This is a genomic window from Mesorhizobium sp. B1-1-8 (genome assembly GCF_006442795.2).
In the GTDB taxonomy this organism is placed as follows: domain Bacteria; phylum Pseudomonadota; class Alphaproteobacteria; order Rhizobiales; family Rhizobiaceae; genus Mesorhizobium.
This window is the reverse complement of record NZ_CP083956.1, coordinates 3895465-3921808: the sequence shown is the minus strand read 5'-3', so window position 1 is coordinate 3921808 and position 26344 is coordinate 3895465. Positions and strand designations below refer to the sequence as shown.

The following is a 26344-nucleotide window of genomic DNA, read 5'->3' as shown; positions in this document are numbered from 1 at the left end:
TTTGCGGCCATCTCCCCCTCGAGGGGGGAGATTAGCCGGCGCTCACGCCGCCTTCGCGATGCCATCCAACTCGCTCAACACCTCAGCCGACAGCTCCAGGTCGGCGGCCGCCAGATTCTCCCGCAAATGCTCGACCGATGAAGTCCCCGGGATGAGCAGGATATTGGGCGAACGTTGCAGCAGCCAGGCCAGCGCCACCTGCATCGGCGTCGCACCCAGCTGCGAGGCAACACCCGACAACGTCGAGGACTGCAACGGGCTGAAGCCGCCGAGCGGGAAGAACGGCACATAGGCGATGCCTTCACGGCCCAACTCATCGATCAGCGCATCGTCGCCCCTGTGGGCCAGATTGTACTGGTTCTGCACACAAACGATCTCGCAAATGCTGCGGCCTTCGGCGATCTGCTTGGCGGTGACGTTGCTCAGCCCGATATGGCGCACCAGGCCTTGGCGCTGCAGTTCGGCGAGCGCGGTCAGCGGTGCTTCGATCGAGCCTTCAGCAGGACCGTGGGTGTCGAACATGATGCGCAGGTTGACCACCTCCATGACGTCGAGCCCGAGATTGCGGAGATTGTCGTGCACGGCTTGCGTGAGTTCTTCAGGGGAATGGGCCGGCAGCCAGGACGCGTCGCTGCCGCGGCGGGCGCCGATCTTGGTGACGATGACGAGGTCGTCCGAATAGGGCGCCAGTGCCTCGCGGATCAGCCGGTTGGTGACATGCGGGCCATAATAGTCGCTGGTGTCGATGTGGTTGATGCCGTTGGCGACCGCTTCGCGCAGCACAGCGATCGCCGCATCATGGTCCTTCGGCGGGCCGAACACGCCGGGCCCCGCAAGTTGCATGGCGCCATAACCAAGCCGCCGCACCTGGCGATCGCCGAGTTTGAAAGTGCCGAATTTGTTGACGCTGGACATTGTTGCTCTCCTTCGCTGTCGGCGACGGAGATAGGGGATGGCTGCTGTCCTGATAATCAGGCATAATCAGCACGACCTGTGCGGAACTAAGAACAATGGCGGCTGACCTCAACGATCTCCAGGCGTTCATGGCCGTGGCGCGCGCTGGCGGCTTTCGCGAAGCGGCCCGCGCCACGGCCGGCAGCGCCTCAGTGCTCAGCGAAGCCGTCCGCCGTCTGGAAACGCGACTCGGTGTGCGGCTCTTCAATCGTACCACGCGCAGTGTCGCCCTGACCGAGGCAGGCGCCAGCCTGCTGGCGCGTCTTGGCCCCGCGCTGGGTGAAGTCGAAGCCGCGCTCGATGTGGTGAACGGCTTTCGCGACCGGCCCGCCGGAACCTTGCGTCTCAACGTGCCGATAAGCGCCTCGCGTCTGGTGCTGCCCAAAATCGTTCCTGGATTTCTCGCGGCCTATCCCGCCATTCGCCTGGAGGTGATTGCCGAGGAGAACTTTATCGATCTGCTGGTGGCTGGCTGCGACGCTGGAATCCGGTATGACGAGCGGCTGGAGCAGGACATGATCGCGGTGCCGATCGGGCCGCGCACGCAGCGCTTCACCACCTCGGCCGCGCCAGCCTATCTCGATCGGCACGGTCGGCCGCAGCACCCGCGCGACCTGCTTGGCCATGCCTGCGTGCGCGGTCGCTTTCCGAGCGGGGTTATGACGCCTTGGGAGTTCGAGCGCGACGGCGAGGTTGTGCGGGTCGATCCCACGGGGCCATTGGTCGTCAGCATCGGCGGCGGCGTCGATCTCGCTGTCGATGCGGCGATCGCCGGCGTCGGCATTCTTTGGCTCTTCGAGGACTGGGTACGCCCGTATTTCGACAAAGGCGTCCTGGAACCTGTGCTCGAGCCGTGGTGGCAAAGCTTCTCGGGGCCGTTTCTCTATTATCCCGGCCGGCGGCTGGTGCCGGCGCCGCTGCGCGCCTTCATCGACTACATAAAAACGCCGGCCGGGCACTGGTGACTGAAACAAGAAAGGCCGCCCGGAGGCGGCCTTCCGAAAGCTTGGACTTCGCAGCCTTTAGCGCTTGGAAAACTGGAAAGACCGGCGGGCCTTCGCCTTGCCGTACTTCTTGCGCTCGACGACGCGGCTGTCGCGGGTCAGGAAGCCGCCCTTCTTGAGCACCGAGCGCAGGCCCGGCTCGTAGTAGGTCAGCGCCTTGGAGATGCCGTGACGCACCGCGCCCGCCTGGCCCGACAGGCCGCCGCCGATGACGGTGGCGACGATGTCGTACTGGCCGGCGCGGTTAGCCGCGACGATCGGCTGGTTGAGGATCATCTGCAGCACCGGACGCGCGAAATAGCTCGCGAATTCCTTGTCGTTGACGACGATCTTGCCGGAGCCCGGCTTCACCCAGACGCGCGCGATGGCGTTCTTGCGCTTGCCGGTGGCATAGGCGCGGCCCGACTTGTCGAGCTTCTGGACGTGGACAGGCGCGGCCGGCTGCGCGGCGGCGGTGACAGTCCCGAGTTCTGCGAGCGAGGAAAGCTCAGCCATTACGAAGCCCTCTTGTTCTTGGCGTTCAGCTTGGCGACGTCGAGCGCGACGGGCTGCTGGGCTGTGTGCGGATGCTCGGCGCCTGCGTAGACGCGGAGATTCTTCATCTGGCGGCGGCCGAGCGGGCCACGCGGGATCATACGCTCGACGGCCTTCTCGACGACGCGCTCGGGAAAGCGGCCCTCGAGCAGCTGGCGCGCGGTGCGCTCCTTGACGCCGCCGGGATGGCCGGTGTGCCAGTAGTAGACCTTGTCGGTGAATTTCTTGCCGGTGAACACCACCTTGTCGGCGTTGATGACGATGACGTTGTCGCCGTCGTCGACGTGCGGGGTGAAGGTGGGCTTGTGCTTGCCGCGCAGATGGTTGGCGATGACAGTGGCGAGACGGCCGACGACGAGACCTTCGGCGTCGATCAGCACCCACCTCTTCACCACATCCGCAGGCTTCTGCGAAAAGGTTGACATGGTTTCCTGCTCTCGGTTGACCTTCCCCATCCACGAAGACAGAAGAAGGCGTTTTTTGTTGCTTGGATTGGTGATGGGCGCGTTGCCCGCCGCCAATAACAAAACGGCGGCCTTTGCGGGCCGCTGCTTCGAGAGGTCTTATAGGTGAGGGTGCCCGACGCGTCAAGGCGACGGAAAACTCGGTTGGCTAGAAAAACAACGCAAAAACAATGACTTGAACAGACGGTATTATTTTACCGCATTGCTGCGACGGATTTGCATCTCGGCGGTGCCACGCTTAGTGCTTTGCTTCGATCTCCTTGCGGGCCGCGCTGGAAAGGAACGCCGATCTGGTAATGCCGCGTTCGCGCGCGGCGGCATCGATCGCACGCAGAACGCCGCGCTCGAACGTCACGTTCGCCCGGACGACGGCGCTGTCATTGTCGATGAGTGGCACGGAGACCAGATAGCTGCCGTCAGCCAGCGCACGGCGTATGTCGGGAAGCGCAATAACCGCTTCGTGGCTGGACGGTTCGGGAAGAGGCATGTCCTCTGCCCACAGTTGCAGTGCCTCGGTCGCGTTCGGCACGATGTCCTTCGCGTCGTCGGCAGCCGAAAAACAGCCGGGAATATCGGGAAAGCGGATGCCGAACGCGCTATCGGCGTCCTTGTCGACCAATGCAAAATAATTCTTCATCTCAGCCTCCGGAACGTTTCATCCTGCCCTTATCCAGCCTGCTTGCTTGGCGATCGCACGAGCTGTGCCGGTCGGCAGATCCTTTTCCGGATGCGGGACGATCAATGTGATTTCGCCTTTGCGGAACTTGTGATGTGAACCGCGCACCGAAACCAGCTCGAAGCCGTCATCCTTCAAGCGCTTCACGATCTTTCGACTGTCACGCTCTAGCATATGCCACCTATGCGCATATATATACACATCTAACCAGAAAATCTAGCGCAGCGTATCGACTCGCTTCGGTGGGATCGAATAGGTGCCGGTGGCATGCGCCACAGTCTGATGATCGGCACCGGCGACGATGTCGATATCGAACACCATCAGGCTCTTTCCCAGCTTCAGGATGCGGCAATGGCCGTCGATCGGCCCCGCCCCGGCCTTGCGCATGAAGTTGATGGTGAGATTGGTGGTCACCGAAAGCGCATCGGGACCGGCATGCGAGAGCACGCAGGCATAGCCGCCGATATCGGCCAGCGTGAACAGCGAAGGGCCCGAGACCGTGCCGCCCGGCCGCAGATGTCGTTGCTCCGCGTTGAGCCTCACCGTGCAGCCGCCCGGAAACACCTCCAGCGCCTCGTAGAAGGTGAACTGGTCGTTGAGCTGCGGATAGACGCTTTCCATCAGCGCGTTGACTTCCGCCGCGGTCAACACCGGCTTCAGATTGCTTTGGGCTGGCATACGCGGTTTCCTATATGAGGCGAAAGGCAGGGCGCCTGGACCAAAAGTTGCGATGGAGAAAACACGTCTCGCGGCTGTTCTTCAATTGAGCATGCTAGTTCTTTTGCTCTATGGGCCGCGAGATTGATCGAAAGGTTGAAAAAATGGCTGAAATCGTCGCCATCAAGCCGACCATTGCCGACGGCCCCGTCCTTGCCAGTCAGGACAAAAGCGTGCTTCGCCTGACGCTCTCCAGCCCGCCGGCCAACGCGCTCTCACTGGCGACGATGGCGGCGCTGCAGGCCGAATTCGACCGTGCGAAATCCGACAGATCCGTGCGCGTCATCATCCTGGCGGCGTCCGGAAAGGTGTTTTGCGCCGGCCACGATCTTAAGGAAATGACGGCGCGCCGTGCCGATGCCGACCGCGGCCGCGCTTTCTTCGAGGAGACCTTTGCCGCTTGTGCCCGGCTGATGCAGGCGATCGTCCGGCATCCGAAGCCGGTGATCGCCGAGGTCGACGGTCTGGCAACGGCTGCCGGCCTGCAGCTGGTGGCAAGCTGCGACCTCGCCATCGCCTCGCATGAGGCGACGTTCTGCACGCCGGGCGTCAATATCGGCCTGTTCTGCTCGACGCCGATGGTGGCGCTGTCGCGCAACGTCTCGCGCAAGCATGCGATGGAAATGCTTTTGACCGGCGAGACCATCGACGCGGCGACCGCCAAGGAGTTCGGCCTGGTCAACCGCATCGTGCCGCGCGAATATTTGAATCAGGTTGTCAACAAATACGCGCAAACCATTGCATCGAAATCATCTTTGGTCGTCAAGACCGGCAAGGAAGCCTTTTACGCGCAGGCCGAGATGGGGCTCACAGATGCCTACGCCTATACCGGCCGCGCGATGGTGGAAAACATGCTGGCGCGCGACGCCGAGGAAGGCATCGGCGCCTTCGTCGGCAAGCGCAAGCCGCAATGGTTTGACGAATAGCTGTCCCGCAATGGAGCCGCAGTTTTCCATTGTTGAAGGTTCGACGTGGCAGCCCGCAAGCAACTGCCGCGGCTGAAGGCGCCCTATCTCAAGCGCATTCTGCTTGAGCCGTCGCGGGTGGCCGACTGGGAAAAATATCCCTGGAGCCTGCCGATCTTCCGCCACCAGGAATTTCAGCTCGAATTCACCACGCCGATCACCATCATCGTCGGCGAGAACGGCACCGGCAAATCGACGCTGCTGGAGGCGATCGGCGCGCTGGCCGGCTATGACGAGGCTGGCGGCGGCAAAGGCTACATGCCGGTCGACCACTCGCGCGCCATCGACAAGAGTGGTGCCTCACTGGGCGTCACGCTCCGCGCCCACTGGCTGCCGAAGGTCACCGCCGGCTGGTTCTTTCGCGCGGAATCCTTCTACTCCGTCGCCCGCTATCTTGACCGGTCTGCCCTGGATGCGGGTGCGGCGCCGACCGATTTCCTATCCTGGTCGCACGGCGAAGGATTCATCCGCTTCTTCGAAGAACGCTGCCGCCGGCAAGGCATCTACATCCTCGACGAGCCCGAAAGCGCGCTTTCGCCGACGCGCCAGATCGAACTGCTCAAGCTGCTCGGGCGGATGGACCAGTCTGGCATGGCACAAGTGATCATGGCCACGCATTCACCCCTGCTGATGGCCTGCCCGAATGCGCGGCTCTTCCGTATCAGCCGCTTCGGTCTCGATCAGGTCGATTTTCAGGATACCGATCATTTTCGCATGATGCGCGACTTCTGCAGCGACCCGGCTGCCTTTCTCGCCCAAGCGCTGTATGAGGACGAACCATGAATCACGACACCTACGACAACGCCTACATCGCCGGCATCCTCAATTCGGTGAAGACCGTGGCCATGGTCGGCGCGTCGCCCAACGACGTCCGGCCGAGCTACTTCGTGCTGAAATATCTGTTGTCGAAAGGCTTTTCGGTGTTTCCGATCAACCCGGGCCACGCCGGCAAGCAGATCCTCGGCCGCACGGTCTATGCCAGCCTTGCCGACCTGCCGCAGCCGGTCGACATGGTCGATATTTTTCGTGGTTCCTCGGCGGTGTCGGGCATTATCGACCAGGTGCTGAAGCTTGATCCGCTGCCGAAGGTCGTCTGGATGCAGCTTGGTGTGCGGCATGACGAGGCCGCTGGCCGCGCCGAGGCCGCCGGCGTCAAGGTGGTGATGAACCGCTGCCCTAAAATCGAATACGGCAAGCTCTCGGGCGAGATCGGCTGGACCGGCGTCAATTCCGGCGTTCTGTCGTCGAAGAAGCCACTGATGCGGCAAGGCTTCCAGAGCTTCGGCGTGCGGCAGAAATAGACGAGGCGCCAAGGCGCAAAGTTATTCCGGGACGCAACCGCATTTCCCGCGCGTTCATCGCAGATCGCCCGTCGAAAGGTATTTTCTTCTTTGCATTCACGACCGCGCTTCGCCAAGAATGCCCGGCGATTTTCAACAGGTTCAGGAGAGGGAGGTTTCGATGACCCGCGCACCCGGTTTCAACACGCTCGCCGTTCATGCCGGCGCCAAGCCCGATCCGGCGACCGGCGCGCGCGCTACGCCGATCTACCAGACCACCTCCTATGTCTTCGATGACGCCGACCATGCCGCCTCCCTGTTCGGGCTGAAAGCCTTCGGCAACATATACACCCGCATCATGAACCCGACCCAGGCGGTGCTCGAGGAGCGTCTGGCCGCGCTCGAGGGCGGCACCGCTGCCCTTGCCGTCGCCTCCGGCCACGCCGCGCAGGTGCTCGTCTTCCACAACCTGATGCAGCCGGGCGACAATTTCGTATCCGCCACCAAGCTCTATGGCGGTTCGATCAACCAGTTCGGCCATGCTTTCAAGAACTTCGGCTGGGAGGTTCGCTGGGCCGATACCAATGACCCCTCGACCTTCGAGAGCCAGATCGACGACAGGACCAAGGCGATTTTCATCGAGAGCCTGGCCAATCCCGGCGGCATCTTCGTCGATATCGAGAAGATCGGCGACATCGCCCGCAGGCACGGCCTGCCGCTGGTCGTCGACAACACGCTGGCCTCGCCCTATCTGGTGCGGCCGATCGAGCACGGCGCCGACATCGTGGTGCATTCGCTGACCAAGTTCATCGGCGGCCACGGCAATTCGATCGGCGGCGCCATCGTCGACGGCGGCACTTTCGACTGGTCGAAGTCGGGCAAATACCCGATGCTGTCGGAACCGCGCCCGGAATATGGCGGCATCATTTTGCACGAGACCTTCGGCAATTTCGCCTTCGCCATCGCCGCGCGCGTGCTCGGCCTGCGCGATATCGGCCCGGCGATTTCGCCCTTCAACGCCTTCCTGATCCTGACCGGCCTCGAAACCCTGCCGCTGCGCATGCAGCGCCATTGCGACAACGCGGTGACCGTCGCCGGCTGGCTCTCCAATCATCCCAAGGTCGCCTGGGTGAACTATCCCGGCCTGCCCTCCGACAAGAACAATGCCTTGCAGAAGAAATACTCGCCGCAAGGAGCGGGCGCTGTGTTCACCTTCGGCCTCAAGGGTGGCTACGAGGCCGGCATCAAGTTCGTCGAGGCGCTGGAACTGTTCTCGCATCTCGCCAATGTCGGCGACACCAAGTCGCTGGTCATCCATCCGGCCTCGACCACGCATCGCCAGCTTTCCGACGAGCAGAAGATCAAGGCCGGCGCCGGGCCGGACACGGTGCGGCTGTCGATCGGCATCGAGGACGTCAACGACATCGTCGCCGATCTCGAACAGGCGCTCGAGAAGGTCTGATTCCTGATGTCCGCTTTTCTCGCCATCGATGTCGAAGGCGTCAAACCGGAGGCCGGCGCGCCGGCCCCGGATCGGCTGATTTCCGGCGATCCGAAATTCCGCACTTGGAATATCGAGGAGCGCGACGGCGGCCTCTATGCCGGCATCTGGGAAGCGACGCCCGGCAAATGGCGCATCGTCTATGACGAATGGGAGTTCTGCCGCATCCTGTCCGGTGTTTCGGTGATCACCGAGGACGGCGGCGAGACGCGCATTGTGCGCACCGGCGACAGCTTCGTGCTCAGGCCCGGTTTCAAGGGCAGCTGGGAAGTGCTGGAGACGACGCGGAAGGAATATGTGATCCGGCTGTGAATAGAGCCTCGCTTCTGCCGCGCACTGTCGCCTTGGAGATTGGCCTAAACGCCCATCGCGTCGTCATCCACGGGCGGAGCAAGAGCGGAGCGACGCAGCGCAGACCCGAGGATCCATGCCGTGACCTTGAGGCGTTGCAACGGTCCAGAATTTCTGCGCCGTTGCATCCTTCGGTCAAGGTCACGGAATGGATCCTCGGGTCTTCGCTCCGCTTCGCGTCGCTACGCCCAAGAATGACGAAGTTGGGAGGCCTCGCTCAAAACGCAACCGTCAGTGCTTCCAGTCCATGGAAATGATACGCATCGCGAAAGCGCGGCTCCTCGGCGAGGCGCAACTTCGGCAACCGGTCGAACAGCGTCTTCAGCGACACCTGCAGTTCAAGCCTGGCCAGCGGCGCGCCGATGCAGAAATGGATGCCGGCGCCGAAGGAGACGTTCTTCTGGTCCGTGCGCGCCGGGTTGAATGTCTTCGGCGCGGCGAATGTCAGCGGGTCGTGATTGGCCATGCCAAGCAGCAGCGCGATCACCTCGCCTGACTTGAGCACGATCCCCGGCACCACTTCGATGTCCTCATAGGCATAGCGCAGGAACATATGCAGCGGCGCGTCGTAGCGCAGGCATTCCTCGACCGTCGCGATATTCGCTTCCGGTGTTTCGAAGAAGCGGCGTGGATCGCCGCCTTGCGCCAGGATCGAACGCACCGCATTGCCGGTCTGGTGCACCGTCGCCTCATGGCCGGCGTTGAGCAGCAGGATGGCCGAGGACACCAGCTCGTCCTCGGAGAGCTTTTGTCCGTTATCCCGGGCCTCGATGAGCAGCGACAGGAGATCGTCGCCGGGCTGCTTGCGCCGCTCGGCGACGTAGCCGCGCAGGAAATCGGAAAAGTCGCGCGCGGCGCGGTTGGCGGTTTCCTCGGTCTCGCGCGTGCGGCCATGCATGTACATGGCGACCATTCGGTGCGACCAGTCGAGCAGCTGCGGTCCCATCTCGATCGGCACGCCCAGCATCTCGGCGATGATGGTGATCGGCAAGGGCGAGGCGAAGGCAGGCAGAAGGTCGACGCCGCCCGGCTCGAAGCGGTCGATCAGCTCGTTGGCGAGCGCCTCGACGCGCGGTCTGAGGCGCTCGACCTGGCGCGAGACGAAGGCGCGGTTGACCAGCGTCCGCAGTCTCGTGTGCACCGGCGGCTCCAGCTCCAGCATGGAATTGGCTTCAATTGCATCGAAGGCGGCAAGGTGCGAGCGGTCGTCACTGAGGCCGCGGCTGTCGGGAATGCCGGCCGGATTCTGGCGGCCGAAACGGCGGTCGCGCAGCAGGCGGTTGACGTCGTCGAAGCCGCCAAAACACCAAAAACCGTAATCCTCCCAGAAGAAGGCGTTCGCCGCGCCATGCATGAAGGCATAGACCTCGTACGGATTCTGCACGAAGGCCGGCTCATGCGGGTCGAGCCGCAGGCGGCGGCCCACTGGATCAAAGGCGAGATACGCAGGCATCAAATCGGTCATGCCAGATGATTAGCGCGCCTTGCCTGCCCGCTGCCAGACCGTATGTTGGCCGCCTGCGTCGAACAATTGAGCCAGTAGGACGGCTGGGAAAGGTATTCGTCATGAATGTGATCGTGGTTGGGGCGGGCATTGCCGGGCTTTCGACCGCCTGGTCGCTGGTCAAGGCCGGGCATAGCGTCTCGATCGTCGAACAGGGACCGATCCCCAATCCGCTCGCAGCGTCCGGCGACCATCACCGCATCATCCGCCGCGCCTACCGCGCCGGCACCGGCTACGGCCGGCTGATCAGCGAAGCGTACGAGGCCTGGGACGAGCTATGGGCCGATCTCGGTGAAAATCATCTCGATCCGCGCGGTTTCCTCTGCATTTCGCGCGAGCCCGGAGACGAGGCCGAGGAATACCGCGAAGGGCTGGAAGAGGGGAATTATCCGTTCGACCTTTATGAACCCGAGGCTGCGGTGGAACGCTGGCCGTTCCTCGAAGCCGGCACGTTCCGCTACGCTTATTTCTCGACCGAAGGCGGCGCGCTGCATTGCCGAAAAATCGCTGCCGGCCTGGCAAAATGGCTGCGCGAACACGGAGCTAATGTTTACGAGAACAGCAAGGTCGTCGAAATCGACGCGGAAGCCGGCCGCATCGTACTCGAAAGCGGCGAGACCATGCAGGCCGACCGCATCATCGTCGCTGCCGGTGCCTGGGTGCTGAAACTGTTTCCGGAACTCGGTGGCGAGCTGAAAACCTTTCGCACCGCGCTCGCCTATGTCGAGCCGCCGGCGGATCTCAAAGCCGCCTGGGAGGCAGCGCCCGTCATTCTCGATGTCGGTGGTACGACCGACGGCTACATGATCCCGCTCACCCGCGGCGCCGGCATGAAGTTCGGCTCCGGCCTGCACAAGGTGCCGACCAGCGACGCCGACTGGAACCGCAAGCCGGTGCCGGGCGAGGGCGAGGTGATCCGCAATCTGTTCTCGCCGCCGATCGCCCGCATCACCGAGTATAAGGTGACCGAGGTCGTCACCTGCGCCTACACCTTCACCGCGGATGAAAAATTCCTGGCCTATGAGAAAGGCAAGTGCCTGGTCGTCTCGGCCTGCTCGGGCCATGGCTATAAATTCGGCGCGGCTGTCGGGCGGCGCGTTGCCAAAGCCATGGGCGATGGCGATATCGATGGCTTGAAGCGCTGGCTGCGGGCGGAAGTCGCCTAGGTAGCTTGCCGGCAAGTTGGTTCGTTGGCGCCTTAATGTCCGGCCTTTAGAATGCCCGCCACCTTCGTAGCGATCGCGGCATCAAGCGCCTGCCAATTCCCCAGCAGCTCTCGCGGAAAACGGTAGGTGAGGCTGAGATCGTCGCCGACCTGGATGTCGCGCTCGCAGGGCGCCAGCGATTCCTCCGCGCTCGGCCCGCTCAGGCAGCGGGCGACGAAGGGGTCCTTGCCCGGCCGCTCGGCGACCGCCAGCACCTCGTTGAGATAGCCTGATTTCTCGGCGAAACCGTAGAGCGTCGTGCCCGCCGGGCCGGACGTCCCCGGCTTGGCGATCAGGGCGCTGTAGATCGGCGCGAAACGGCCGCTCATGTCGCGCGACATCATCCGCGGCTCGAACGACAGGAAGATGATCTTCTTTGTTGTGGCGTGATTGAAGTCGTCGCGCGCGGCCGCGCTGTAGCCGTCCATTTCGGGATAGCGCAGGTAGAGATCGAGGCGTGAGGCGGTGCCATCGCGCCGGGCCTGGTCGAAGCGGATGAAGTTGGCCGGCACGGTGATGACGTTGTTGCCGATGACCACTTCGTGCAGCTTCTCGTCATCTGTATAGCCGGCCATGGCGATCGACCGGCCAAGCCATTTGCCGCCGACGCTGATCGCCACCGAAAGCAAGGCGAGCGCCGCGAAGATGTAGAAGACCCGCTTCATCAGGGTCGAATCGACGAGCTCGAAGTCCGGGCTCTCGGCAGCCGTTGCGTCTCTCATTCGCTCTTCCCCCATCCGCCCACCTGTCCTTCGGCGGCACAGCCCCGCGCGGTATGGCTCTTGCAGCGCATTGGCACGACTGTGCGTTTTCATGGTAAACGGTTGGTAAACATGGATCCCGTTGTGCTTGTTCTTTACGCTTTCGCGGTTGGTCTCACGGCTTGTGGATTGGCAGGATCGGCCATGGAACTTTTGTCCGGCCGGCGCCTGGCCTTTGCCGAACCCTATGTGTCGCCAGTCCATATCCTGCGTTCGCTTGCGGCAACGGCCTGCGCCGGGCCGTTTATGCTCACCAACGAGGCCTTGGCCGCCCGCCGAGAGGGCCGCATCGGCACGATGGCGCTTTTGTCGTGCGGCTGCACGGCTGTCGCCTGGGCGCTGGCGCTCGGTGTCGTGCTGATCGCCATTGCATCTTGGGCGACCGAGAACTTAGGGTCTTTCGAATTCGCCGGGTGAGACGAATCGGAGACGAAAAATGCCGATCTATGCGATCGATGGGAAGGCGCCTGAGTTCGATGATGCCGATACGAACTGGATCGCGCCGGACGCCGCGCTGATCGGCAACATCACGATTGGCCGCAACGCCGGCTTCTGGTTCGGCGTCGTCGTCAGGGGCGACACCGAGCCGGTCGTCATCGGCGCCGACTCCAATGTGCAGGAACATACGGTCATGCACACCGATCCCGGCTTTCCACTCACCATCGGGCAAGGCTGCACGATCGGCCACCGCGCGTTGCTGCATGGTTGCACGATCGGCGATAACAGCCTGATCGGCATGGGCGCGATCGTGCTCAACGGCGCCAGGATCGGCAGCAATTCGCTGGTCGGCGCCGGCGCTTTGGTGACGGAGAACAAGACCTTTCCGGACAATTCGCTGATCGTCGGCTCGCCGGCCAAGGTCATCCGGGCGCTGGACGAGGCGGCGATCGAGAGACTGCGCGCCTCGGCCGCGCACTACGTCGCCAACGGCAAGCGCTTCAAGGCCGGGCTGAAGAAGGCTTGAGGTCGGCGGCCAGGTTCACGTCCATGGGTTCGCGCCTGCCGTCAATTTGAGCCGCGCCTGGATACGGCATCGCGCAGAAGCGAGGCACCGGCTTCGAAGCCAGCCTCGTCCGCACCCTCCAGTGCCGTCTCGTAGTCGTCGATGCGGGTCTTGAGCGATGGATCCGCACCTGATGCCAATAGAAGGCGGATCGCCTCGGCGTCGCGCAGGGATACGGAATAGTGCAGAGGCGTCCAGTCGTTCACGCCTCGCATGTTCGGGTCCGCGCCATGCTCGAGCAGGAGCCGGATAATTTCCAGCCGGTCGGGCCGTTCGGTGGACAGCGCCGCGATGAGCGACGGAAAACCGGCGTGATCTTCGTAATTCGGGTTCGAGCCGGCATCGAGCAAGGCGACGATGAAGGCTGCAGGGCTCCAGTAGACGGCATATTCCAGCGGATGCCCAAGGCCGAGCTCGAACGGCATCTTCTCGTCGAACCAGCGCGCCGAGCCGCCCAGAGCCGCGCCCAGCGCCTCGAAGTCACCGGCCTTGAAGGCGTCGTCGATCGCCTTGAACAGCCTGTGCCGCTCGCAGCGGTCTTCAGGGATTTCCAACAGCATGGCGCCGATCCGAAAAGCGGATATCGCGCCATATTGCTCCCATCGGGCATTCGCATAAAGGGCCGTGGTGGGTCAGCAGCCTGGTGAAAAGGCGGAGCCGGCCCGGGGACGGGGCCGGCTCCTAAAACCCGGTCGTTGGGGACGGGGAGGGTGGGGACTCGACCGGGCTTTCTCTCTAGGCACGCCGCTTCAATGCGACGTGCTTGACCGCTCTATGCATGTCGTTATCCCAAAACCGCTGCGCATTTTTGGGCGACACGCATTGGCGTCCTAGTGGACGCTGGCGACGGCGTCTTCGCGGCCGTCGTTGATCGAAACCCAGACGCCCGAATTCTCGGTCGATTGACGCTTGAGGTAGGTGTAGACCGTGTCGTTCCAGGCCAGCACCTTCGTTTCGAGATTGTCGAGGATGAATTCGCCGAGGCTGGTGCGCACCGTCAGCACCGCGTGACCATCGCCGTTCGGCTGGCGCACCACCGTCATCAAAAGGTCGCCGGCGGGTACGCCCGCAGCCATCAGCTCGCGGCGCTTCTCCAGCGCGTAGTCCTCGCAGTCGCCAACGCCCTTGTCGGGATAGGCCCAGTATTCCTCGACACCATAGATTTCCATGTCGGTGCGCGGTTTGACGCGGGTGTTGACCGAATTGTTGATGCTGACGATCGACGCCCACAGCTTGCGGGTCAGATCGACCGGCGCGCCCTTCGGCGTGCGTTCGTTGCATTCGACTGGAATACGCTGGCAGAACTCATAATGGCCGACCGGCTGGGTGGTGCGTCCGCCGGTGTGCATGAATACCGGCCCCGCGCTTGCCGTGCCCCAGGCGGAAAGCTGCATCGCCATTGCCATGAGCAACAGCTTGCCCCTCGTCAATTTCATTGTGGTTAGTCTCCCCGTTTGAGAAGACTGTGCCACGATGGGATTTATTTGACGCAAAAACCCGAAGTAGATATTGAGTAAAACGCCAATAGAATAAACGTAAAAATCGAATTATTTCGATTTGTGTTTGTTAAGACTTATTAACGTCCGCACCGCGGGGTGTCGGGCATCCTGGTGTCTGGATGCGAAGCTCCACCAGGCAACAAAAAACCGGCCGCTGGTGGCCGGTTCGGTTCGCGCCGGAAATGCCGCGTCATGATCGCGGCGCGTTGAATTCCGAATCCAGCGTTTCCGGCCGCTGGATGACGGCGAACTCGATGGCGACGCCGTCCTCGAAATGACGCACCACCTGGCCGCGCATCGTTCCCAGCATCACCTGGATGCCGATCGCCGGCTTCACGTCGATCTCGACCGCGGCGCCAGAGAGCGACAGGTCGATGATGCGGCACTGATACTGGCGTCCGTCGGTGAGATGCAGGACGCTCATCGGATTGCGCGGCGCCACGCGCTCATGGCGGCGGTCTTCCGGCAGATCCAGCTCATGCTTGTTGGCAAGCCAGGTCAGCTGCGCGGCGAGCTTGTCCTTCTTGCGGTCCGACGCAATCACGGTCATGGCGAAACCGTCCGGCGAGGTGCGCGTCACGATGCCTTCGACACGACCGATATGATCGATATAGGCAATGACTTTTTCGCCCGGCATGCCGACGCGGTCGGTGCGCAGGGCAACATTGCCCGGCGACATGTCGATCACCTGGCACGGATGCTCGGTACGGTCCTCCAGCATGAAGCGCCCGTAGATCTTCACCCGGACGCGCTGAAAATTGCGCCGCTCGGCACGGGACGGCGCATGTTCTACCGCCGCTGACCTCATGACTGCCTACACCCCGTTGGCATTCCACGCGACGATGCGAGGAACTTCAACGGAAAACTACAGCAAAGCAGGTTAACAAAGGGGAAAAGCCGGCCGCGAGCGGCTGCGGCCGCAGCCCTGGCGAAGGCTCAAAAATCGAGTTTAAGCCTTTGTGATCGGCTTATTTTTCGCGCCCGCCATCGAAGACGACGAGATGGCGAATGCGGCGCACGCGGCCGAGCGCCGCGATGGTCTCGGGAGGACCGAATTCCGTCGGAACGAGCGAAGGCACGTCGATCGCGGGCCGATTTTTCAAAGACGCCGGCTCCTGGTCGGGGTCGATGACCCGGATCGAATCGATCAGCGCGTCGGCGAGCGGGTCCGCGCCGAGCCAGAAAGGCCTCTCGGCGGCGCTGACGATGCCGAGACAGCGCGGGTTCTCGACGCCGCCGTCGAGCGGCAGCGCGAGCAGTTCGAACTTGTTGGAGCGGCCATTGCGGCTGAATCCTTCAAAGGTCAGGAGCAGCAGCGATTTCTGCTCGAAAACGCCATGAACGAGCCGCGACATCAGCCGCTGGTCCTTCTCGCGCCAGAGCGAGGAAAAGGAGAACCCTTTGAGCTCACGGCCGTAATAGGCGCAGAGCCTGGTGCCGGCGAGCCGGAACACCGCTTCGCCGCGCGTGTCACGCTCCAGGATGAACGTGTCGGCCAGAAGTGTTTTGATGTCCGCCGGCTCCACGTCCGAACGTTTCGGAGCAGGGCGGCCATCACGCAGCCGGTTCCAATATTGGAACAGCGTGATCGATCCGTTCTGATTCATTTGCATTCCGCTCCGCGCAATCTGTCTTTTTTCTGTCCCATCGGCGAACAGACAGGGCGCCCTCCGATGACCTTCATGCGGTGCGGAGCAGGATGCGTGCCAGCATCGTTAACGTTTGTTCACGGGTCGGGGCCGTTAAGGTTAACAAGTGGTTTACGTTGCGTGTCGGTGAGGCTCGTGGCACACCAAAGCCACTCCAAAACGGTCGTTTTCGCGACGATCGGCAGCATTTCGGTCAAGAGTTTTATGGGGAGCGTGGGGCTCGACCAGCCGTTCAGGGGAAACCCTGGACGGCTTTCTTTTTGATTCGCCCCCTTTTGATTCGCCTCCTGCCGATTCGGGACTGCAGCGATTCGCCGTTGTGATTCGATTGGGCCGTGATCTACATGCTCGCCGAATTCGAATTTCCAGCGAACCAAGGGCGCATGAGTGAACCTGTAAGTCAGTCCGAACCCGAACCGCAGCCAGATGAAGAGGCGCCGGAGCCGCGTCGCGAACCGGTGTTCAACCTGCCGCCCGTGGTGCTGGCGATGATCGGCATTTGCGTGATCGTCTATTTGCTGCAGCAATATGTGCTGAACGAAACGCAACAGACGACGCTGCTCTACGATGGAGCCTTCATTCCGGTGCTCTACACCGGGCAATACGGCTTCGACTGGTTCCTGTTCACGCGTCCTTTCACCTACGCATTCATGCATGGCGGCTTTGCCCACATTGCCATCAACATGGTCTGGCTTGCCGCCTTCGGCTCGCCGCTCGCCAATCGTCTCGGCGCGCTCGGCTTCGCGCTGTTTTTCGCTGCGACCGGGTTGGCGGCCGTCATGCTGTTTTGGGTGCTGCACCCATTCGGCGAGATGCCGCTGGTCGGCGCCTCGGGCGCGATCTCGGGCATGATGGGCGCGGCGGCGCGCTATGGATTTCGCATCGATCGTTCGCCAGGCAAGGCGGCTTTCGCCGGCGACCTCTTGCCGATCGCGGTTGTGCTGCGCTCGCGCGGCGTCATGGTCTTTCTTGGCTTTGTGATGGTGGCCAATCTCGCCACCGGCCTCATCGGCTTCGCGCCGGGGATCAATGGCCAGATCGCCTGGGAGGCCCATATCGGCGGCTTGATCGCCGGCTTTTTCGGCCTGCGCTTTTTCGACAGTCCGCTGCCGGCCGCCTAAAGCAATTCCAGGAAAGGTGCGCAGCGGTTTTCCGTCCGGAATTGCGTCAAAACTAACCGGTAGGGTGGGCCGTCGTCTCCGTGAGACGATGAACCACTCTAGCCTTCGGCTACACTTGAAATGCAACCAATCGCGGCGCACGATGTTGGCTAGGCACCCAGCGTCTTCCGAAGGGCGCTGGGGCTGGAAAGCCGGTCAGGGCTGAGCCGGCAAGCAAGGCTGAGGAGGAGGACGCCATGACAGTTAAGGCAATTCTCGAAAGTAAGGGCCATGACGTGTTCACGCTCGGGCCCAATGAAAAGCTGAGCGAAGCCATCCGAATGCTGGCCGAGCACAGGATCGGCGCGCTTGTCATCACCAATGGCGACCGCAAGATCGTCGGCATCCTTTCGGAGCGCGACATTGTCCGGGTGCTCGCCAGGGAAGGTGCGGCCGCGCTCGATATCGCGGTGCGTTCGGCGATGACGCCGAAGGTCAAGATCTGCAACGAGAACCACACCGTCAACGAGGTGATGGAGATCATGACCAAGGGCCGCTTCCGCCATCTGCCGGTGGAAAAGGACGGGCTGCTCGACGGCATCGTCTCGATCGGCGACGTGGTCAAGCGCCGCATCGAGGATGTCGAGCGCGAGGCCGAGGAGATCAGGGCCTATATCGCCACCGCCTGAGGCGGCAGGAGTGGGGCCGGCGCGCGGCTTTGCGCTTGTCTCGCAGGACGGTTTGCACTAGCGAGTGACTTTCACTTTCGACGTGAAATTCACGTTTCGCGAACCTGTAGGCCGTCATGAGCATCATCGATACCCGCACGCCCGACGCAAAACGCCTGATCCCCGGCGCCACCGGCGACTGGGAGGTCATCATAGGGCTCGAAGTACATGCGCAGGTGATATCGGAGGCGAAGCTGTTCTCCGGCGCCTCGACGTCTTTCGGCGCCGCGCCCAACGCCAATGTCAGCCTGGTCGATGCGGCGATGCCCGGCATGCTGCCAGTCATCAACGAGGAATGCGTCAGGCAGGCGATCCGCACCGGGCTCGGGCTGAAGGCCGCGATCAACCACAAGTCGGTCTTCGACCGGAAGAACTATTTTTATCCCGATCTGCCGCAGGGCTACCAGATCTCGCAGTTCAAGCAGCCGATCATCGGCGAGGGCAAGGTGATCGTCTCGGTCGGTCCCGACCGGCAGGGCGAGTTCGAGGACATCGAGGTCGGTATCGAGCGCCTGCATCTGGAGCAGGATGCCGGCAAGTCGATGCACGACCAGCATGCGACCATGTCCTATGTCGACCTCAATCGCTCAGGCGTGGCGCTGATGGAGATCGTCTCCAAGCCCGATCTGCGCTCCGGCGACGAGGCCAAGGCTTATGTGACCAAGTTGCGCTCCATCATGCGCTATCTCGGCACCTGCGACGGCAACATGGACGAAGGGTCGCTGCGCGCCGACGTCAACGTCTCGGTGCGCCGTCCCGGCGGCGAATTCGGCACGCGCTGCGAGATCAAGAACATGAACTCAATCCGCTTCATCGGCCAGGCCATCGATTACGAGGCGCGCCGCCAGATCGCCATCCTGGAGGACGGCGGCACCATCACCCAGGAGACACGCCTGTTCGACCCCAACAAGGGCGAGACGCGCTCGATGCGCTCCAAGGAAGAGGCGCACGATTACCGTTATTTCCCCGACCCCGACCTGCTGCCGCTGGAATTCGACCAGGCTTACGTCGAGGCCTTGGCACAGGATCTGCCGGAGCTGCCCGACGACAAGAAGGCGCGGCTGATCGCTTCGCTCGGTCTTTCGACCTACGACGCCTCGGTGCTGGTGTCGGAAAAGCCGATCGCCGATTATTTCGAGAAAGTGGCGGCGGGCCGCGACGGCAAGCTTGCCGCCAATTGGGTCATCAACGATTTGCTCGGGCACCTCAACAAGGCCGGCAAGGACATTGAAAGTGCTCCGGTTTCGCCCGATCAACTCGGCGCCGTCATCGACCTGATCAAGGAGGGCACCATCTCCGGCAAGATCGCCAAGGACCTGTTCGAGATCGTCTGGAACGAAGGCGGCGATCCGCGCCAGCTGGTCGAAAGCCGCGGCCTGAAGCAGGTCACCGACACCGGCGCCATCGAGAAGGCCGTCGACGAGGTTATCGCCGCCAATCCGGACAAGGTCGAGCAGGCGCGCGCCAAGCCGACCATGGCCGGCTGGTTCGTCGGCCAGGTGATGAAGGCGACCGGCGGCAAGGCCAACCCGCAAGCCGTCAACGACCTCGTCAAGGCCAAGCTCGGCATCGCCGATCAATAGGGCCGACGCACAAGCCGGCGCGTAACGACTGCGTTATCGCGCGGTTTTGACTTGATCGCGTCCAGCCGCGCGATCAAGGCTGCTCCCACCAGCGTCCGCACCCGCAATGGGGCAGGGTGCGCCGCTCGTTTGGGGGGATTGCCATGCCGAGCTTGCCGGAACTGATGCCGACCGAGGTGTCGGATGAGACTTTTGGTGGCGTGACCTATCACGTCGCCGGCGAACTGGTGCCGGTGCTGTCGGTCGACGTGACCGGGATGCCGGTCTATTTCGAGCACCACATCCTGCTCTGGAAGAACACCACGATCACCATCGGCCTGAAATCGCTGAAGGGTGCGCTGAAGCGGATGATCGCCGGCATGCAGATCTTCGTCACCGAAGCATCGGGGCCGGGCATCATTGCCTTCAGCCGCGACGGGCCCGGCCATATCGTGCCGATCCACCTGCGACGCGGCGAGGAGATCCAGGTGCGCGAGCACCAGTTCCTGGCCGCGACCGCCAGCGTCGACTACACTTTCGAGCGGGTGCGCGGCCTGGCGACGATGCTGTTCGGCCAGAGCGGCTTCTTCATCGACCGCTTCCGCGGCGAAACCGGCGACGGCATCGTTTGGCTGCATGGCTACGGCAACGTCTTCGAGAAAGTGCTTGCCGCCGGCGAGACTATCGACATCGAGCCGGGCGGTTGGCTGTTCAAGGATGCGTCGGTCAGGATGGAGACCAGGGTCGACCGCCTCTCCAGCGGTTTCTTCGGCGCCAACATGAACTTCGTCGTCAACCGTTTCACCGGTCCGGGCCGTGTCGGCATCCAGTCGATGTATCTGCACATGCCGTCGGAGGAATAGGCCGGAGCGTAAGCGTCAGGTAGAGGATATCTCCACATTGTCGATCAGCCTGGTCGTGCCGAGCCATGCGGCCGCGAGCAGGCGGCCGTCGCGGTCGCGCCGCCAGGGACCGAGGTTCACGCTCTCCCGCGCAGCGACGTAGTCGACCTTTTCAAAGCCCGCTGAGACGAGCGCTCGTGCGGCCTCACCGGTGGCGCCGGCTTCATCCGCGCCGGTCGCCATCGCCGACGCGGTCCGGCGCAAGATGACGTTGAGCTTGCGCGCAATGGCCAGCTCGGCCTCGCCGAGATAGGCGTTGCGCGATGACATGGCGAGACCGTGCGGGTCGCGGACTGTCGGCGCGCCGACGATCTCGACAGGCAGGTCGAGATCGCGGCACAGCTGCCGGACGACGCAGAGTTGCTGATAGTCCTTCTCGCCGAACACCGCACAGTCAGGTACTGCCTGCAGGAAAAGCTTGGCCACCACCGTGGCGACGCCGTCGAAGAAGCTCGGCCGAAAATCCGTTTCGAGGCCGGAGGCGGGGCCACCGACCGAGATTTTGGTGGCGAAGCCGGCGGAGTACATTTGTCCCACACCCGGCGTGTAAGCGAGATGCGCGCCGGCTTCCCTCAGCCGGTCGAGATCGCTGGCCAGCTGGCGCGGATATTTGTCCAGATCCTCGGTCGGCGCGAACTGCTTCGGATTGACGAAGATCGAGACGATGCAGCGCTCGGCCCGTTCGAGCGCGGCCCTGACCAGGGAGATGTGGCCATCATGCAGGGCGCCCATGGTCGGCACCATGCCGATCCTGAACCCAGCTTGCCGCCAATCCCGGACCTGAGCGCGAAGCGCCGCGACGCTGTCGACGACGATCGGTTCGGTCATGCCTTGTCCTTGCGTGTTGCCGGAAAGACATGGTCAGGGCCGGGAAATGCGCGGCTGCGCACCTCGGCGGCGTAACGGGCGGCTGCATCCGCGATGACGCCGCGCAAGTCAGCGTATTGCTTGACGAATTTCGGCACCCTGTCGACGGTCATGCCGATCATGTCGTCGATGACCAGGATCTGACCGTCGCAATCGCCGCTGGCGCCGATGCCGATGGTCGGGATGGCGACATGGCGGGTAAGCTCCGACGCGATCGCCTCGACCGTGCCCTCGATGACGACCGAAAAGGCGCCGGCCTTCTCGACCGCCTCGGCGTCCCGAAACAGCGCCGCGATGTTTTCCTTGGTCCGGCCCTTGATCTTGTAGCCGCCGTCCTTCTCCACCGATTGCGGCTGCAGGCCGATATGGCCCATGACCGGAATGCCCTCGGCGACAATCGCAGCCACCTGTGCGGCCATGTCGACGCCGCCTTCGAGTTTAACCGCCTGGCAGCCGGTTTCGCCGACGATCCGCCGCGCCGCGGCCACAGCTTGTTCGGCGGAGGTCTCATAGCTGCCCGCCGGCATGTCGATCACCACACAGGCCCTGGCCGAGCCGCGCGTGACCGCTTGTCCATGCGCGATCATCATGTCCAGCGAGGCGCCGAGGGTGGTCTCGTGGCCATGCAGCACCATGGCGACGCTGTCGCCGACCAGCAGAAGGTCGACATGCGGATCGAGCATGCGGGCTATCGGGTAGGTATAGGCGGTGAGGCAAACGATCGGCATCCCGCCCTTGCGGCGGCGAATGTCTTCAGCGCTGATCCGGTTATCGGCGGACGGCGTCAATCGTCACCTCCTCGACCGGCAAAGGCCGGACTCCCGTTGTCGGGTGAGCGAGCTTTAGAAAGCGAAGCCGAGCTTGGCAAGTCAGGCTGGCGGCACCCTTATGCGTGTATCGATTTAATGCACGCGGCATTTACGCCGCGGCGCGGCAAAACCCTTGCCTTCGCGGTGGCCTGAAGCCATAAGCAGGGAGCGTAGCGCCCGCGAGGATTTGGATGAAAACTTTCCTGCTGCAGTTTTTCACCTGGTGGAACAGCCAGACGCTGGGCACGCGCTTCCACACCTGGCGTTTCGGCAAGAAGGTCGGCGAGGACGAGGCCGGCAACGTCTATTACGAGGGCGGCGTCGATTCGGAAGGCCGCACGCGCCGCTGGGTCATCTACCGCGACTATTCCGAAGCCTCGAAGATTCCGCCGGGCTGGCATGGCTGGATCCATCACCGCGTAGATACCGCTCCCTCCAGCGAGAGCTACAAGCCGCGTGAATGGCAGAAGCCGCATTTGGCGAATATGACCGGAACGCCGGGTGCTTATCGCCCGCAGGGCTCGATCCTGACCAACCAGCACCGCCCGCAGGTGACCGGCGACTACGACGCCTGGACGCCCGGTTCCTAAACTGCCGTCAGGACGGCCGTTCGGTCCTTTGTCGCCACAATTGACGTTTAGCTGCTTGCTGACATCGCAGCGCTGATTAGCCTTGGGCGACTGAGAATCACCCGGGCGCAACCACCGGTATCTTCATATGAGGCTCTTCGGCCGACTTTCGACAGGACTGATCGCGGCGGGTTCTATCCTGGGCGCGTGCGGCGCGGCATTCGCCGCCGCGCAAGCGCCGGCGGCGCCGGCGGTTTCGGATCGCATCACCAATCCGGTGGCTGAATTCGCCGGCATCGACAAGATCACCGGCCGTATCATCACCTTCGATGTCTATATCGACGAGACGGTGCAGTTCGGCGCTCTGCAGGTGACGCCACGCGTCTGTTATTCGCGCCCCGAAACCGAGCGGCCTAAGACCGATTCCTTCGTCGAGGTCGACGAGATCACGCTCGACCGCAAGATACGCCGCATCTTCACCGGCTGGATGTTTGCCGAAAGCCCCGGCCTCAACGCCGTCGAGCACGCCGTCTATGACGTCTGGCTGAAGGGCTGCAAGCAGAAGTCGGACGTGCCGCCGCCGACCGCCGCCAAGGCCGATACGGGCAAGTCGAACACCGCCAAGCCCAGAGCTACGACGCCCCAGCCGGCCGAGGCTGCGCCCGAGCCGAACGCCGCCGCGCCCGATGACGCGGACACCACCGCAAACTGAACTAAACCATGTCGCGTGAAAAAGGATTCACGCGACATGGTTTAGTTCTTTGATTTTAAGCATGTCTTGTCCGAACCGCTGCACACTTCGGGAGACTTGCTTTAGGAACCCCTGCTTCGCGCTACCCGTTTGGTAGGCAGCCAGAGCCAAGGAGGATTCCGCCATGGCCAAAACCAAGCCGATTACCGCCAACAAGGAGGAGCTTCTCGATCTCGAGAAAGGCTTCTGGACTGGAGACTCCGCCTTCTACGAGGCCAATGCCGATACGGAATGCCTCGTCGCCTTTCCACAGATGGCGCAGGCTATGACCAATGCCGAATTGGCCCAGACCGCCAGCAAGCCCAATCGCTGGCGCGATCTCGACATCAGGCTGAAAGGCATGGTCGAGCCGGGCAGCGACATCGTCATGCTGACCTACGAGGCCCACGCGACCCGCGAAAACGGCGAGCCCTACGCCGCTCTGGTCAGCACCGGCTACGTCCACCGCGTCAACGGCTGGAAGATGATGTTTCATGCGCAGACGCCGATCGAAACGTCGGCTGGCGGCTGAGACCTGATCCGTCAGGGATAAAAACTGGCCTCGCCCTTCAGCGCTGCGGCCAGCATCTTCTCGTATTGGCCACGCGGCACGTCGACGGCTCCGAAGCGCTTCAGGTGCTCGGTGGTGAACTGCGTGTCAAGCAGCGCGAAGCCGCGCGCCTTCAACCGCTCGACCAGATAATAGAGACAGGTTTTCGAGGCATCGGTTTCGCGCGCGAACATGCTTTCGCCGAAGAACACACGGCCGAGCGAAACCCCGTAAAGACCACCGACCAGCCGCTCTTCGCGCCACGCCTCCACCGAATGGCAGTGGCCGAGCCGGTAGAGCTCGACATAGGCTTCGCGGATCGGCGCGTTGATCCAGGTCGAGCGGCGCTCCTCGCGCTTTTCGGCGCAGCCGTCGATCGTCGCTTCGAAGTCGAAATCGAAGCGGATGTCGAACGGGTGTTTGCGGATCGTCTTCTTGAGGCTGCGCGGCGTGTGAAATCCGCCGAGCGGGATAATCCCGCGCGTTTCCGGCCGCACCCAGAACACTTCCGGATCGGTCGCGCTCTCGGCCATCGGGAAGACGCCCGACGCGTAGGCTTTCAGCAGCAGGTCGGTCGGGATGCGATAGCCGGGCGCATAGGGGCGTGTCATCGCGGCATTATAGCTGCAAGTTCAGGCGTGATCCTCCTCGGCCAGATATTTTTCCAGCCAGTGGATGTCGTAGTCGCCATTGGCGATGTCCGGATTGCCGACGAGGTCGCGAAACAGCGGCAGCGTCGTCTTGATGCCGTCGACGACGAACTCGTCAAGCGCGCGACGCAGCCGCATCATGCATTCGACACGGTTGCGACCATGCACGATCAGCTTGCCGATCAGACTGTCATAGTAAGGCGGGATCTTGTAGCCGGAATAGACGCCGGAATCGACGCGGATGCCGAGGCCGCCCGGCGTATGGAAATGCGTGATCGTGCCGGGCGACGGCGTGAAGGTGCGCGGGTCCTCGGCGTTGATGCGGCACTCGATGGCGTGGCCGGTGAACTTGATGTCTTCCTGCCTGACCGAAAGCCCGCCGCCCGAGGCGACGCGGATCTGCTCGTGCACGAGGTCGATGCCGGTGATCGCCTCGGTCACCGGATGCTCGACCTGCAGGCGGGTGTTCATCTCGATGAAGTAGAACTCGCCGTTCTCATAGAGGAATTCGATCGTGCCGGCGCCGGAGTAGCCGAGATCGGCAATGGCGCTGGCGCAGATGCCGCCGATGCGCGCCCGCTCCTCCGCATTGAGTGCGGGAGAATTGGCTTCTTCCCAGACCTTCTGGTGGCGGCGCTGCAGCGAACAGTCGCGCTCGCCGAAATGCACGCCGCGACCGGCGCCGTCGCCGAACACCTGCACCTCGATATGGCGCGGCTTTTCCAGGTATTTCTCGATATAGACGGCGTCGTCGCCGAATGCAGCGCCCGCTTCCGACTTGGCCGTCTGCAGCGCCACTTCGAGGTCGGCTTCGGTGCGCGCCACCTTCATGCCGCGGCCGCCGCCGCCGGCGGAAGCCTTGATGATCACGGGGTAGCCGATTTCGGCGGCGACGCGCTTCGCTTCCCTGTCGTCGTTGATCGCCCCGTCGGAACCCGGCACGACCGGGATGCCGAGGCGCTTTGCCGTGCGCTTGGCCTCGATCTTGTCGCCCATGACACGGATGTGGTCGCCCGACGGGCCGATAAAGGTGATGTTGTGGGCGGCGAGGATGTCGGCGAATTTCGCGTTTTCCGACAGGAAGCCATAGCCCGGATGCACCGCGTCGGCGCCGGTGATCTCGCAGGCGGCGACGATCTGGTGGATGTTGAGGTAACTGTCGCGCGACGGCGGCGGGCCGATGCAGACGCTCTCGTCGGCCAGCCGCACATGCATGGCGTCGGCATCCGCCGTCGAATGCACCACCACTGTCTGGATGCCGAGCTCCTTACAGGCGCGCAGCACCCTGAGGGCGATTTCGCCGCGATTGGCGATGAGGATCTTTTGGAACATCTGCCCGCTGCTCTACTCGATGACCACGAGCGGCATGCCGTATTCGACCGGCTGGGCGTCCTCGATCAGGATCGCCGTCACCGTGCCGGCGCGCGGCGAGGGGATCTGGTTCATCGTCTTCATCGCTTCGATGATGAGCAGCGTCTGGCCTTCCTTGACCTTCTGCCCGACCTCGATGAAAGCCTTGGCGTCGGGCGAAGGCGCCAGATAGGCGGTGCCGACCATCGGCGAGGGGACTGCGTTCTTGGCCGGATCCGCAGGCGCGGTTACCGCTCCGGCCGGCTGGGCCGGCGCTGCCGCCGCTGAGATTGCAGGCAGCGGCGCGGCAACCGCATGGATGGCCTGCGACTGGCGCGACACCCTAACCTTCAGGTCGCCGAGCTCGACCTCGATCTCGGTGAGATTGGTGTCGTTCAGTATGCCCGCCAGATCGCGGATCAACTGCTGGTCAACACCGTTCTTCTTTATCGCCATTTTC

33 protein-coding genes are annotated in these 26344 nt (G+C 63.0%); 16 read left to right on the top strand and 17 right to left on the bottom strand.

The annotated features are described in order from the left end of the window. Positions 1–42: 42 nt before the first annotated feature. Positions 43–915: an aldo/keto reductase family oxidoreductase gene (locus FJ974_RS19085; protein WP_140538366.1), complete on the bottom strand. Its 873-nt coding sequence runs from the start codon at positions 913–915 to the stop codon at positions 43–45. 95 nt (positions 916–1010) lie between these two features. Between FJ974_RS19085 and FJ974_RS19080 the strand changes: the two genes are divergently transcribed. Further along, the gene (locus FJ974_RS19080; RefSeq protein ID WP_140538365.1) at positions 1011–1919 is read left to right on the top strand and encodes a LysR family transcriptional regulator; all 909 of its coding nucleotides are present in this window, start codon (positions 1011–1013) and stop codon (positions 1917–1919) included. 57 nt (positions 1920–1976) lie between these two features. Here the strand turns inward: FJ974_RS19080 and rpsI are convergent, their stop codons facing one another. The 5 genes from rpsI to FJ974_RS19055 form a co-directional block, all read right to left on the bottom strand. Continuing rightward, positions 1977–2453 carry a 30S ribosomal protein S9 gene (rpsI, locus tag FJ974_RS19075; protein ID WP_140538364.1) on the bottom strand — a complete coding sequence of 159 codons (477 nt, stop codon included), beginning with the start codon at positions 2451–2453 and terminating at the stop codon, positions 1977–1979. Further along, on the bottom strand, positions 2453–2917 hold the full coding sequence (gene rplM / locus FJ974_RS19070) for a 50S ribosomal protein L13 (RefSeq protein WP_140538363.1): 465 nt from the start codon (positions 2915–2917) through the stop codon (positions 2453–2455). The genes rpsI and rplM overlap by 1 nt, the downstream gene beginning before the upstream one ends. A gap of 277 nt (positions 2918–3194) precedes the next feature. Further along, on the bottom strand, positions 3195–3593 hold the full coding sequence (locus FJ974_RS19065; protein ID WP_140538362.1) for a type II toxin-antitoxin system HicB family antitoxin: 399 nt from the start codon (positions 3591–3593) through the stop codon (positions 3195–3197). A gap of 18 nt (positions 3594–3611) precedes the next feature. Continuing rightward, complete coding sequence (locus FJ974_RS19060; RefSeq protein WP_140538361.1) at positions 3612–3806, bottom strand: type II toxin-antitoxin system HicA family toxin; 195 nt, start codon at positions 3804–3806, stop codon at positions 3612–3614. A 42-nt stretch (positions 3807–3848) separates the two neighbouring features. After that, positions 3849–4310: a PaaI family thioesterase gene (locus FJ974_RS19055; RefSeq protein ID WP_140538360.1), complete on the bottom strand. Its 462-nt coding sequence runs from the start codon at positions 4308–4310 to the stop codon at positions 3849–3851. Positions 4311–4453: 143 nt separating this feature from the next. Between FJ974_RS19055 and FJ974_RS19050 the strand changes: the two genes are divergently transcribed. The 5 genes from FJ974_RS19050 to FJ974_RS19030 all read left to right on the top strand — a co-directional run bounded on the left by FJ974_RS19050 (position 4454) and on the right by FJ974_RS19030 (position 8407). Further along, positions 4454–5275, top strand: coding sequence for an enoyl-CoA hydratase (locus FJ974_RS19050; protein WP_140538359.1), 822 nt, complete (start codon positions 4454–4456; stop codon positions 5273–5275). Between the two features lie 45 nt (positions 5276–5320). Then, positions 5321–6097, top strand: coding sequence for an AAA family ATPase (locus FJ974_RS19045; protein ID WP_140538358.1), 777 nt, complete (start codon positions 5321–5323; stop codon positions 6095–6097). Further along, positions 6094–6615, top strand: coding sequence for a CoA-binding protein (locus FJ974_RS19040; RefSeq protein ID WP_140538357.1), 522 nt, complete (start codon positions 6094–6096; stop codon positions 6613–6615). Before FJ974_RS19045 ends, FJ974_RS19040 begins: the two co-directional genes overlap by 4 nt. A gap of 160 nt (positions 6616–6775) precedes the next feature. After that, complete coding sequence (locus FJ974_RS19035) at positions 6776–8056, top strand: O-acetylhomoserine aminocarboxypropyltransferase (protein ID WP_140538356.1); 1281 nt, start codon at positions 6776–6778, stop codon at positions 8054–8056. Positions 8057–8062: 6 nt separating this feature from the next. Then, positions 8063–8407: a cupin domain-containing protein gene (locus FJ974_RS19030; protein ID WP_140538355.1), complete on the top strand. Its 345-nt coding sequence runs from the start codon at positions 8063–8065 to the stop codon at positions 8405–8407. 256 nt (positions 8408–8663) lie between these two features. Here the strand turns inward: FJ974_RS19030 and FJ974_RS19025 are convergent, their stop codons facing one another. After that, a complete protein-coding gene (locus FJ974_RS19025; RefSeq protein WP_413468314.1) occupies positions 8664–9899 on the bottom strand; it encodes a cytochrome P450 in 1236 nt (411 codons plus the stop codon). A gap of 113 nt (positions 9900–10012) precedes the next feature. Between FJ974_RS19025 and FJ974_RS19020 the strand changes: the two genes are divergently transcribed. Continuing rightward, a complete protein-coding gene (locus tag FJ974_RS19020) occupies positions 10013–11116 on the top strand; it encodes an NAD(P)/FAD-dependent oxidoreductase (RefSeq protein WP_140538353.1) in 1104 nt (367 codons plus the stop codon). A 32-nt stretch (positions 11117–11148) separates the two neighbouring features. Here the strand turns inward: FJ974_RS19020 and FJ974_RS19015 are convergent, their stop codons facing one another. Then, the gene (locus tag FJ974_RS19015) at positions 11149–11877 is read right to left on the bottom strand and encodes a hypothetical protein (RefSeq protein ID WP_140538352.1); all 729 of its coding nucleotides are present in this window, start codon (positions 11875–11877) and stop codon (positions 11149–11151) included. A 183-nt stretch (positions 11878–12060) separates the two neighbouring features. Here FJ974_RS19015 and FJ974_RS19010 point away from each other — a divergent pair, with 183 nt between their 5' ends. Together FJ974_RS19010 and FJ974_RS19005 are read left to right on the top strand one after the other, a co-directional pair. Further along, the gene (locus FJ974_RS19010; RefSeq protein WP_413468313.1) at positions 12061–12333 is read left to right on the top strand and encodes a DUF6949 family protein; all 273 of its coding nucleotides are present in this window, start codon (positions 12061–12063) and stop codon (positions 12331–12333) included. A gap of 19 nt (positions 12334–12352) precedes the next feature. Further along, positions 12353–12880: a gamma carbonic anhydrase family protein gene (locus FJ974_RS19005; protein WP_140538350.1), complete on the top strand. Its 528-nt coding sequence runs from the start codon at positions 12353–12355 to the stop codon at positions 12878–12880. Positions 12881–12921: 41 nt separating this feature from the next. Here FJ974_RS19005 and FJ974_RS19000 read toward each other — a convergent pair whose 3' ends face one another. The 4 genes from FJ974_RS19000 to FJ974_RS18985 all read right to left on the bottom strand — a co-directional run bounded on the left by FJ974_RS19000 (position 12922) and on the right by FJ974_RS18985 (position 16025). Then, positions 12922–13476, bottom strand: a complete 555-nt coding sequence (locus tag FJ974_RS19000; RefSeq protein WP_181177295.1) for an ankyrin repeat domain-containing protein — start codon at positions 13474–13476, stop codon at positions 12922–12924. 273 nt (positions 13477–13749) lie between these two features. Then, positions 13750–14355: a transglutaminase-like cysteine peptidase gene (locus FJ974_RS18995; protein ID WP_140538348.1), complete on the bottom strand. Its 606-nt coding sequence runs from the start codon at positions 14353–14355 to the stop codon at positions 13750–13752. 253 nt (positions 14356–14608) lie between these two features. Next, a complete protein-coding gene (locus tag FJ974_RS18990) occupies positions 14609–15226 on the bottom strand; it encodes a PilZ domain-containing protein (protein ID WP_140538347.1) in 618 nt (205 codons plus the stop codon). A gap of 160 nt (positions 15227–15386) precedes the next feature. After that, a complete protein-coding gene (locus FJ974_RS18985) occupies positions 15387–16025 on the bottom strand; it encodes a PAS domain-containing protein (protein ID WP_140538346.1) in 639 nt (212 codons plus the stop codon). Positions 16026–16450: 425 nt separating this feature from the next. Here FJ974_RS18985 and FJ974_RS18980 point away from each other — a divergent pair, with 425 nt between their 5' ends. From FJ974_RS18980 to FJ974_RS18965, 4 genes are all read left to right on the top strand, one after another. Then, positions 16451–17188 (top strand): rhomboid family intramembrane serine protease, encoded by a 738-nt coding sequence (locus FJ974_RS18980; protein ID WP_140538345.1) that lies wholly within the window; start codon positions 16451–16453, stop codon positions 17186–17188. Positions 17189–17424: 236 nt separating this feature from the next. Continuing rightward, positions 17425–17856, top strand: a complete 432-nt coding sequence (locus tag FJ974_RS18975; protein WP_140538344.1) for a CBS domain-containing protein — start codon at positions 17425–17427, stop codon at positions 17854–17856. A 116-nt stretch (positions 17857–17972) separates the two neighbouring features. Next, positions 17973–19478, top strand: coding sequence for an Asp-tRNA(Asn)/Glu-tRNA(Gln) amidotransferase subunit GatB (gene gatB / locus FJ974_RS18970; protein WP_140538343.1), 1506 nt, complete (start codon positions 17973–17975; stop codon positions 19476–19478). A gap of 143 nt (positions 19479–19621) precedes the next feature. Next, positions 19622–20320 carry an AIM24 family protein gene (locus FJ974_RS18965; RefSeq protein ID WP_140538342.1) on the top strand — a complete coding sequence of 233 codons (699 nt, stop codon included), beginning with the start codon at positions 19622–19624 and terminating at the stop codon, positions 20318–20320. Between the two features lie 15 nt (positions 20321–20335). Here the strand turns inward: FJ974_RS18965 and panC are convergent, their stop codons facing one another. Together panC and panB are read right to left on the bottom strand one after the other, a co-directional pair. After that, positions 20336–21187: a pantoate--beta-alanine ligase gene (gene panC / locus FJ974_RS18960; protein WP_140538341.1), complete on the bottom strand. Its 852-nt coding sequence runs from the start codon at positions 21185–21187 to the stop codon at positions 20336–20338. After that, positions 21184–21954, bottom strand: a complete 771-nt coding sequence (gene panB / locus FJ974_RS18955) for a 3-methyl-2-oxobutanoate hydroxymethyltransferase (RefSeq protein WP_140538392.1) — start codon at positions 21952–21954, stop codon at positions 21184–21186. Before panB ends, panC begins: the two co-directional genes overlap by 4 nt. 272 nt (positions 21955–22226) lie before the next feature. Here panB and FJ974_RS18950 point away from each other — a divergent pair, with 272 nt between their 5' ends. The 3 genes from FJ974_RS18950 (at position 22227) to FJ974_RS18940 (ending at position 23866) form a co-directional block, all read left to right on the top strand. Then, positions 22227–22625 (top strand): NADH:ubiquinone oxidoreductase subunit NDUFA12, encoded by a 399-nt coding sequence (locus tag FJ974_RS18950; RefSeq protein ID WP_140538340.1) that lies wholly within the window; start codon positions 22227–22229, stop codon positions 22623–22625. A gap of 127 nt (positions 22626–22752) precedes the next feature. Next, on the top strand, positions 22753–23316 hold the full coding sequence (locus FJ974_RS18945) for a DUF2155 domain-containing protein (protein WP_140538339.1): 564 nt from the start codon (positions 22753–22755) through the stop codon (positions 23314–23316). Positions 23317–23479: 163 nt separating this feature from the next. After that, a complete protein-coding gene (locus FJ974_RS18940) occupies positions 23480–23866 on the top strand; it encodes a hypothetical protein (protein ID WP_140538338.1) in 387 nt (128 codons plus the stop codon). Between the two features lie 11 nt (positions 23867–23877). Here the strand turns inward: FJ974_RS18940 and aat are convergent, their stop codons facing one another. Genes aat through accB form a run of 3 tightly spaced genes read right to left on the bottom strand, consistent with a single transcriptional unit; the run spans position 23878 to position 26340 of the window. Beyond that, positions 23878–24495 carry a leucyl/phenylalanyl-tRNA--protein transferase gene (aat, locus tag FJ974_RS18935; RefSeq protein ID WP_140538337.1) on the bottom strand — a complete coding sequence of 206 codons (618 nt, stop codon included), beginning with the start codon at positions 24493–24495 and terminating at the stop codon, positions 23878–23880. Positions 24496–24516: 21 nt separating this feature from the next. Further along, positions 24517–25866: an acetyl-CoA carboxylase biotin carboxylase subunit gene (gene accC, locus FJ974_RS18930; RefSeq protein ID WP_140538336.1), complete on the bottom strand. Its 1350-nt coding sequence runs from the start codon at positions 25864–25866 to the stop codon at positions 24517–24519. Between the two features lie 12 nt (positions 25867–25878). Beyond that, a complete protein-coding gene (gene accB / locus FJ974_RS18925) occupies positions 25879–26340 on the bottom strand; it encodes an acetyl-CoA carboxylase biotin carboxyl carrier protein (protein ID WP_140538335.1) in 462 nt (153 codons plus the stop codon). Positions 26341–26344 lie beyond the last annotated feature (4 nt).

Bases quoted from the DNA above. Each gene is read 5' to 3' on its own strand.
- FJ974_RS19085 (WP_140538366.1), bottom strand. From the start codon at position 915: ATGTCCAGCGTCAACAAATTCGGCACTTTCAAACTCGGCGATCGCCAG.
- FJ974_RS19080 (WP_140538365.1), top strand. From the start codon at position 1,011: ATGGCGGCTGACCTCAACGATCTCCAGGCGTTCATGGCCGTGGCGCGC.
- rpsI (WP_140538364.1), bottom strand. From the start codon at position 2,453: ATGGCTGAGCTTTCCTCGCTCGCAGAACTCGGGACTGTCACCGCCGCC.
- rplM (WP_140538363.1), bottom strand. From the start codon at position 2,917: ATGTCAACCTTTTCGCAGAAGCCTGCGGATGTGGTGAAGAGGTGGGTG.
- FJ974_RS19065 (WP_140538362.1), bottom strand. From the start codon at position 3,593: ATGAAGAATTATTTTGCATTGGTCGACAAGGACGCCGATAGCGCGTTC.
- FJ974_RS19060 (WP_140538361.1), bottom strand. From the start codon at position 3,806: ATGCTAGAGCGTGACAGTCGAAAGATCGTGAAGCGCTTGAAGGATGAC.
- FJ974_RS19055 (WP_140538360.1), bottom strand. From the start codon at position 4,310: ATGCCAGCCCAAAGCAATCTGAAGCCGGTGTTGACCGCGGCGGAAGTC.
- FJ974_RS19050 (WP_140538359.1), top strand. From the start codon at position 4,454: ATGGCTGAAATCGTCGCCATCAAGCCGACCATTGCCGACGGCCCCGTC.
- FJ974_RS19040 (WP_140538357.1), top strand. From the start codon at position 6,094: ATGAATCACGACACCTACGACAACGCCTACATCGCCGGCATCCTCAAT.
- FJ974_RS19035 (WP_140538356.1), top strand. From the start codon at position 6,776: ATGACCCGCGCACCCGGTTTCAACACGCTCGCCGTTCATGCCGGCGCC.
- FJ974_RS19030 (WP_140538355.1), top strand. From the start codon at position 8,063: ATGTCCGCTTTTCTCGCCATCGATGTCGAAGGCGTCAAACCGGAGGCC.
- FJ974_RS19025 (WP_413468314.1), bottom strand. From the start codon at position 9,899: ATGCCTGCGTATCTCGCCTTTGATCCAGTGGGCCGCCGCCTGCGGCTC.
- FJ974_RS19020 (WP_140538353.1), top strand. From the start codon at position 10,013: ATGAATGTGATCGTGGTTGGGGCGGGCATTGCCGGGCTTTCGACCGCC.
- FJ974_RS19015 (WP_140538352.1), bottom strand. From the start codon at position 11,877: ATGAGAGACGCAACGGCTGCCGAGAGCCCGGACTTCGAGCTCGTCGAT.
- FJ974_RS19010 (WP_413468313.1), top strand. From the start codon at position 12,061: ATGGAACTTTTGTCCGGCCGGCGCCTGGCCTTTGCCGAACCCTATGTG.
- FJ974_RS19005 (WP_140538350.1), top strand. From the start codon at position 12,353: ATGCCGATCTATGCGATCGATGGGAAGGCGCCTGAGTTCGATGATGCC.
- FJ974_RS18995 (WP_140538348.1), bottom strand. From the start codon at position 14,355: ATGAAATTGACGAGGGGCAAGCTGTTGCTCATGGCAATGGCGATGCAG.
- FJ974_RS18990 (WP_140538347.1), bottom strand. From the start codon at position 15,226: ATGAGGTCAGCGGCGGTAGAACATGCGCCGTCCCGTGCCGAGCGGCGC.
- FJ974_RS18985 (WP_140538346.1), bottom strand. From the start codon at position 16,025: ATGAATCAGAACGGATCGATCACGCTGTTCCAATATTGGAACCGGCTG.
- FJ974_RS18980 (WP_140538345.1), top strand. From the start codon at position 16,451: ATGAGTGAACCTGTAAGTCAGTCCGAACCCGAACCGCAGCCAGATGAA.
- FJ974_RS18975 (WP_140538344.1), top strand. From the start codon at position 17,425: ATGACAGTTAAGGCAATTCTCGAAAGTAAGGGCCATGACGTGTTCACG.
- gatB (WP_140538343.1), top strand. From the start codon at position 17,973: ATGAGCATCATCGATACCCGCACGCCCGACGCAAAACGCCTGATCCCC.
- FJ974_RS18965 (WP_140538342.1), top strand. From the start codon at position 19,622: ATGCCGAGCTTGCCGGAACTGATGCCGACCGAGGTGTCGGATGAGACT.
- panC (WP_140538341.1), bottom strand. From the start codon at position 21,187: ATGACCGAACCGATCGTCGTCGACAGCGTCGCGGCGCTTCGCGCTCAG.
- panB (WP_140538392.1), bottom strand. From the start codon at position 21,954: ATGCCGATCGTTTGCCTCACCGCCTATACCTACCCGATAGCCCGCATG.
- FJ974_RS18950 (WP_140538340.1), top strand. From the start codon at position 22,227: ATGAAAACTTTCCTGCTGCAGTTTTTCACCTGGTGGAACAGCCAGACG.
- FJ974_RS18945 (WP_140538339.1), top strand. From the start codon at position 22,753: ATGAGGCTCTTCGGCCGACTTTCGACAGGACTGATCGCGGCGGGTTCT.
- FJ974_RS18940 (WP_140538338.1), top strand. From the start codon at position 23,480: ATGGCCAAAACCAAGCCGATTACCGCCAACAAGGAGGAGCTTCTCGAT.
- aat (WP_140538337.1), bottom strand. From the start codon at position 24,495: ATGACACGCCCCTATGCGCCCGGCTATCGCATCCCGACCGACCTGCTG.
- accC (WP_140538336.1), bottom strand. From the start codon at position 25,866: ATGTTCCAAAAGATCCTCATCGCCAATCGCGGCGAAATCGCCCTCAGG.
- accB (WP_140538335.1), bottom strand. From the start codon at position 26,340: ATGGCGATAAAGAAGAACGGTGTTGACCAGCAGTTGATCCGCGATCTG.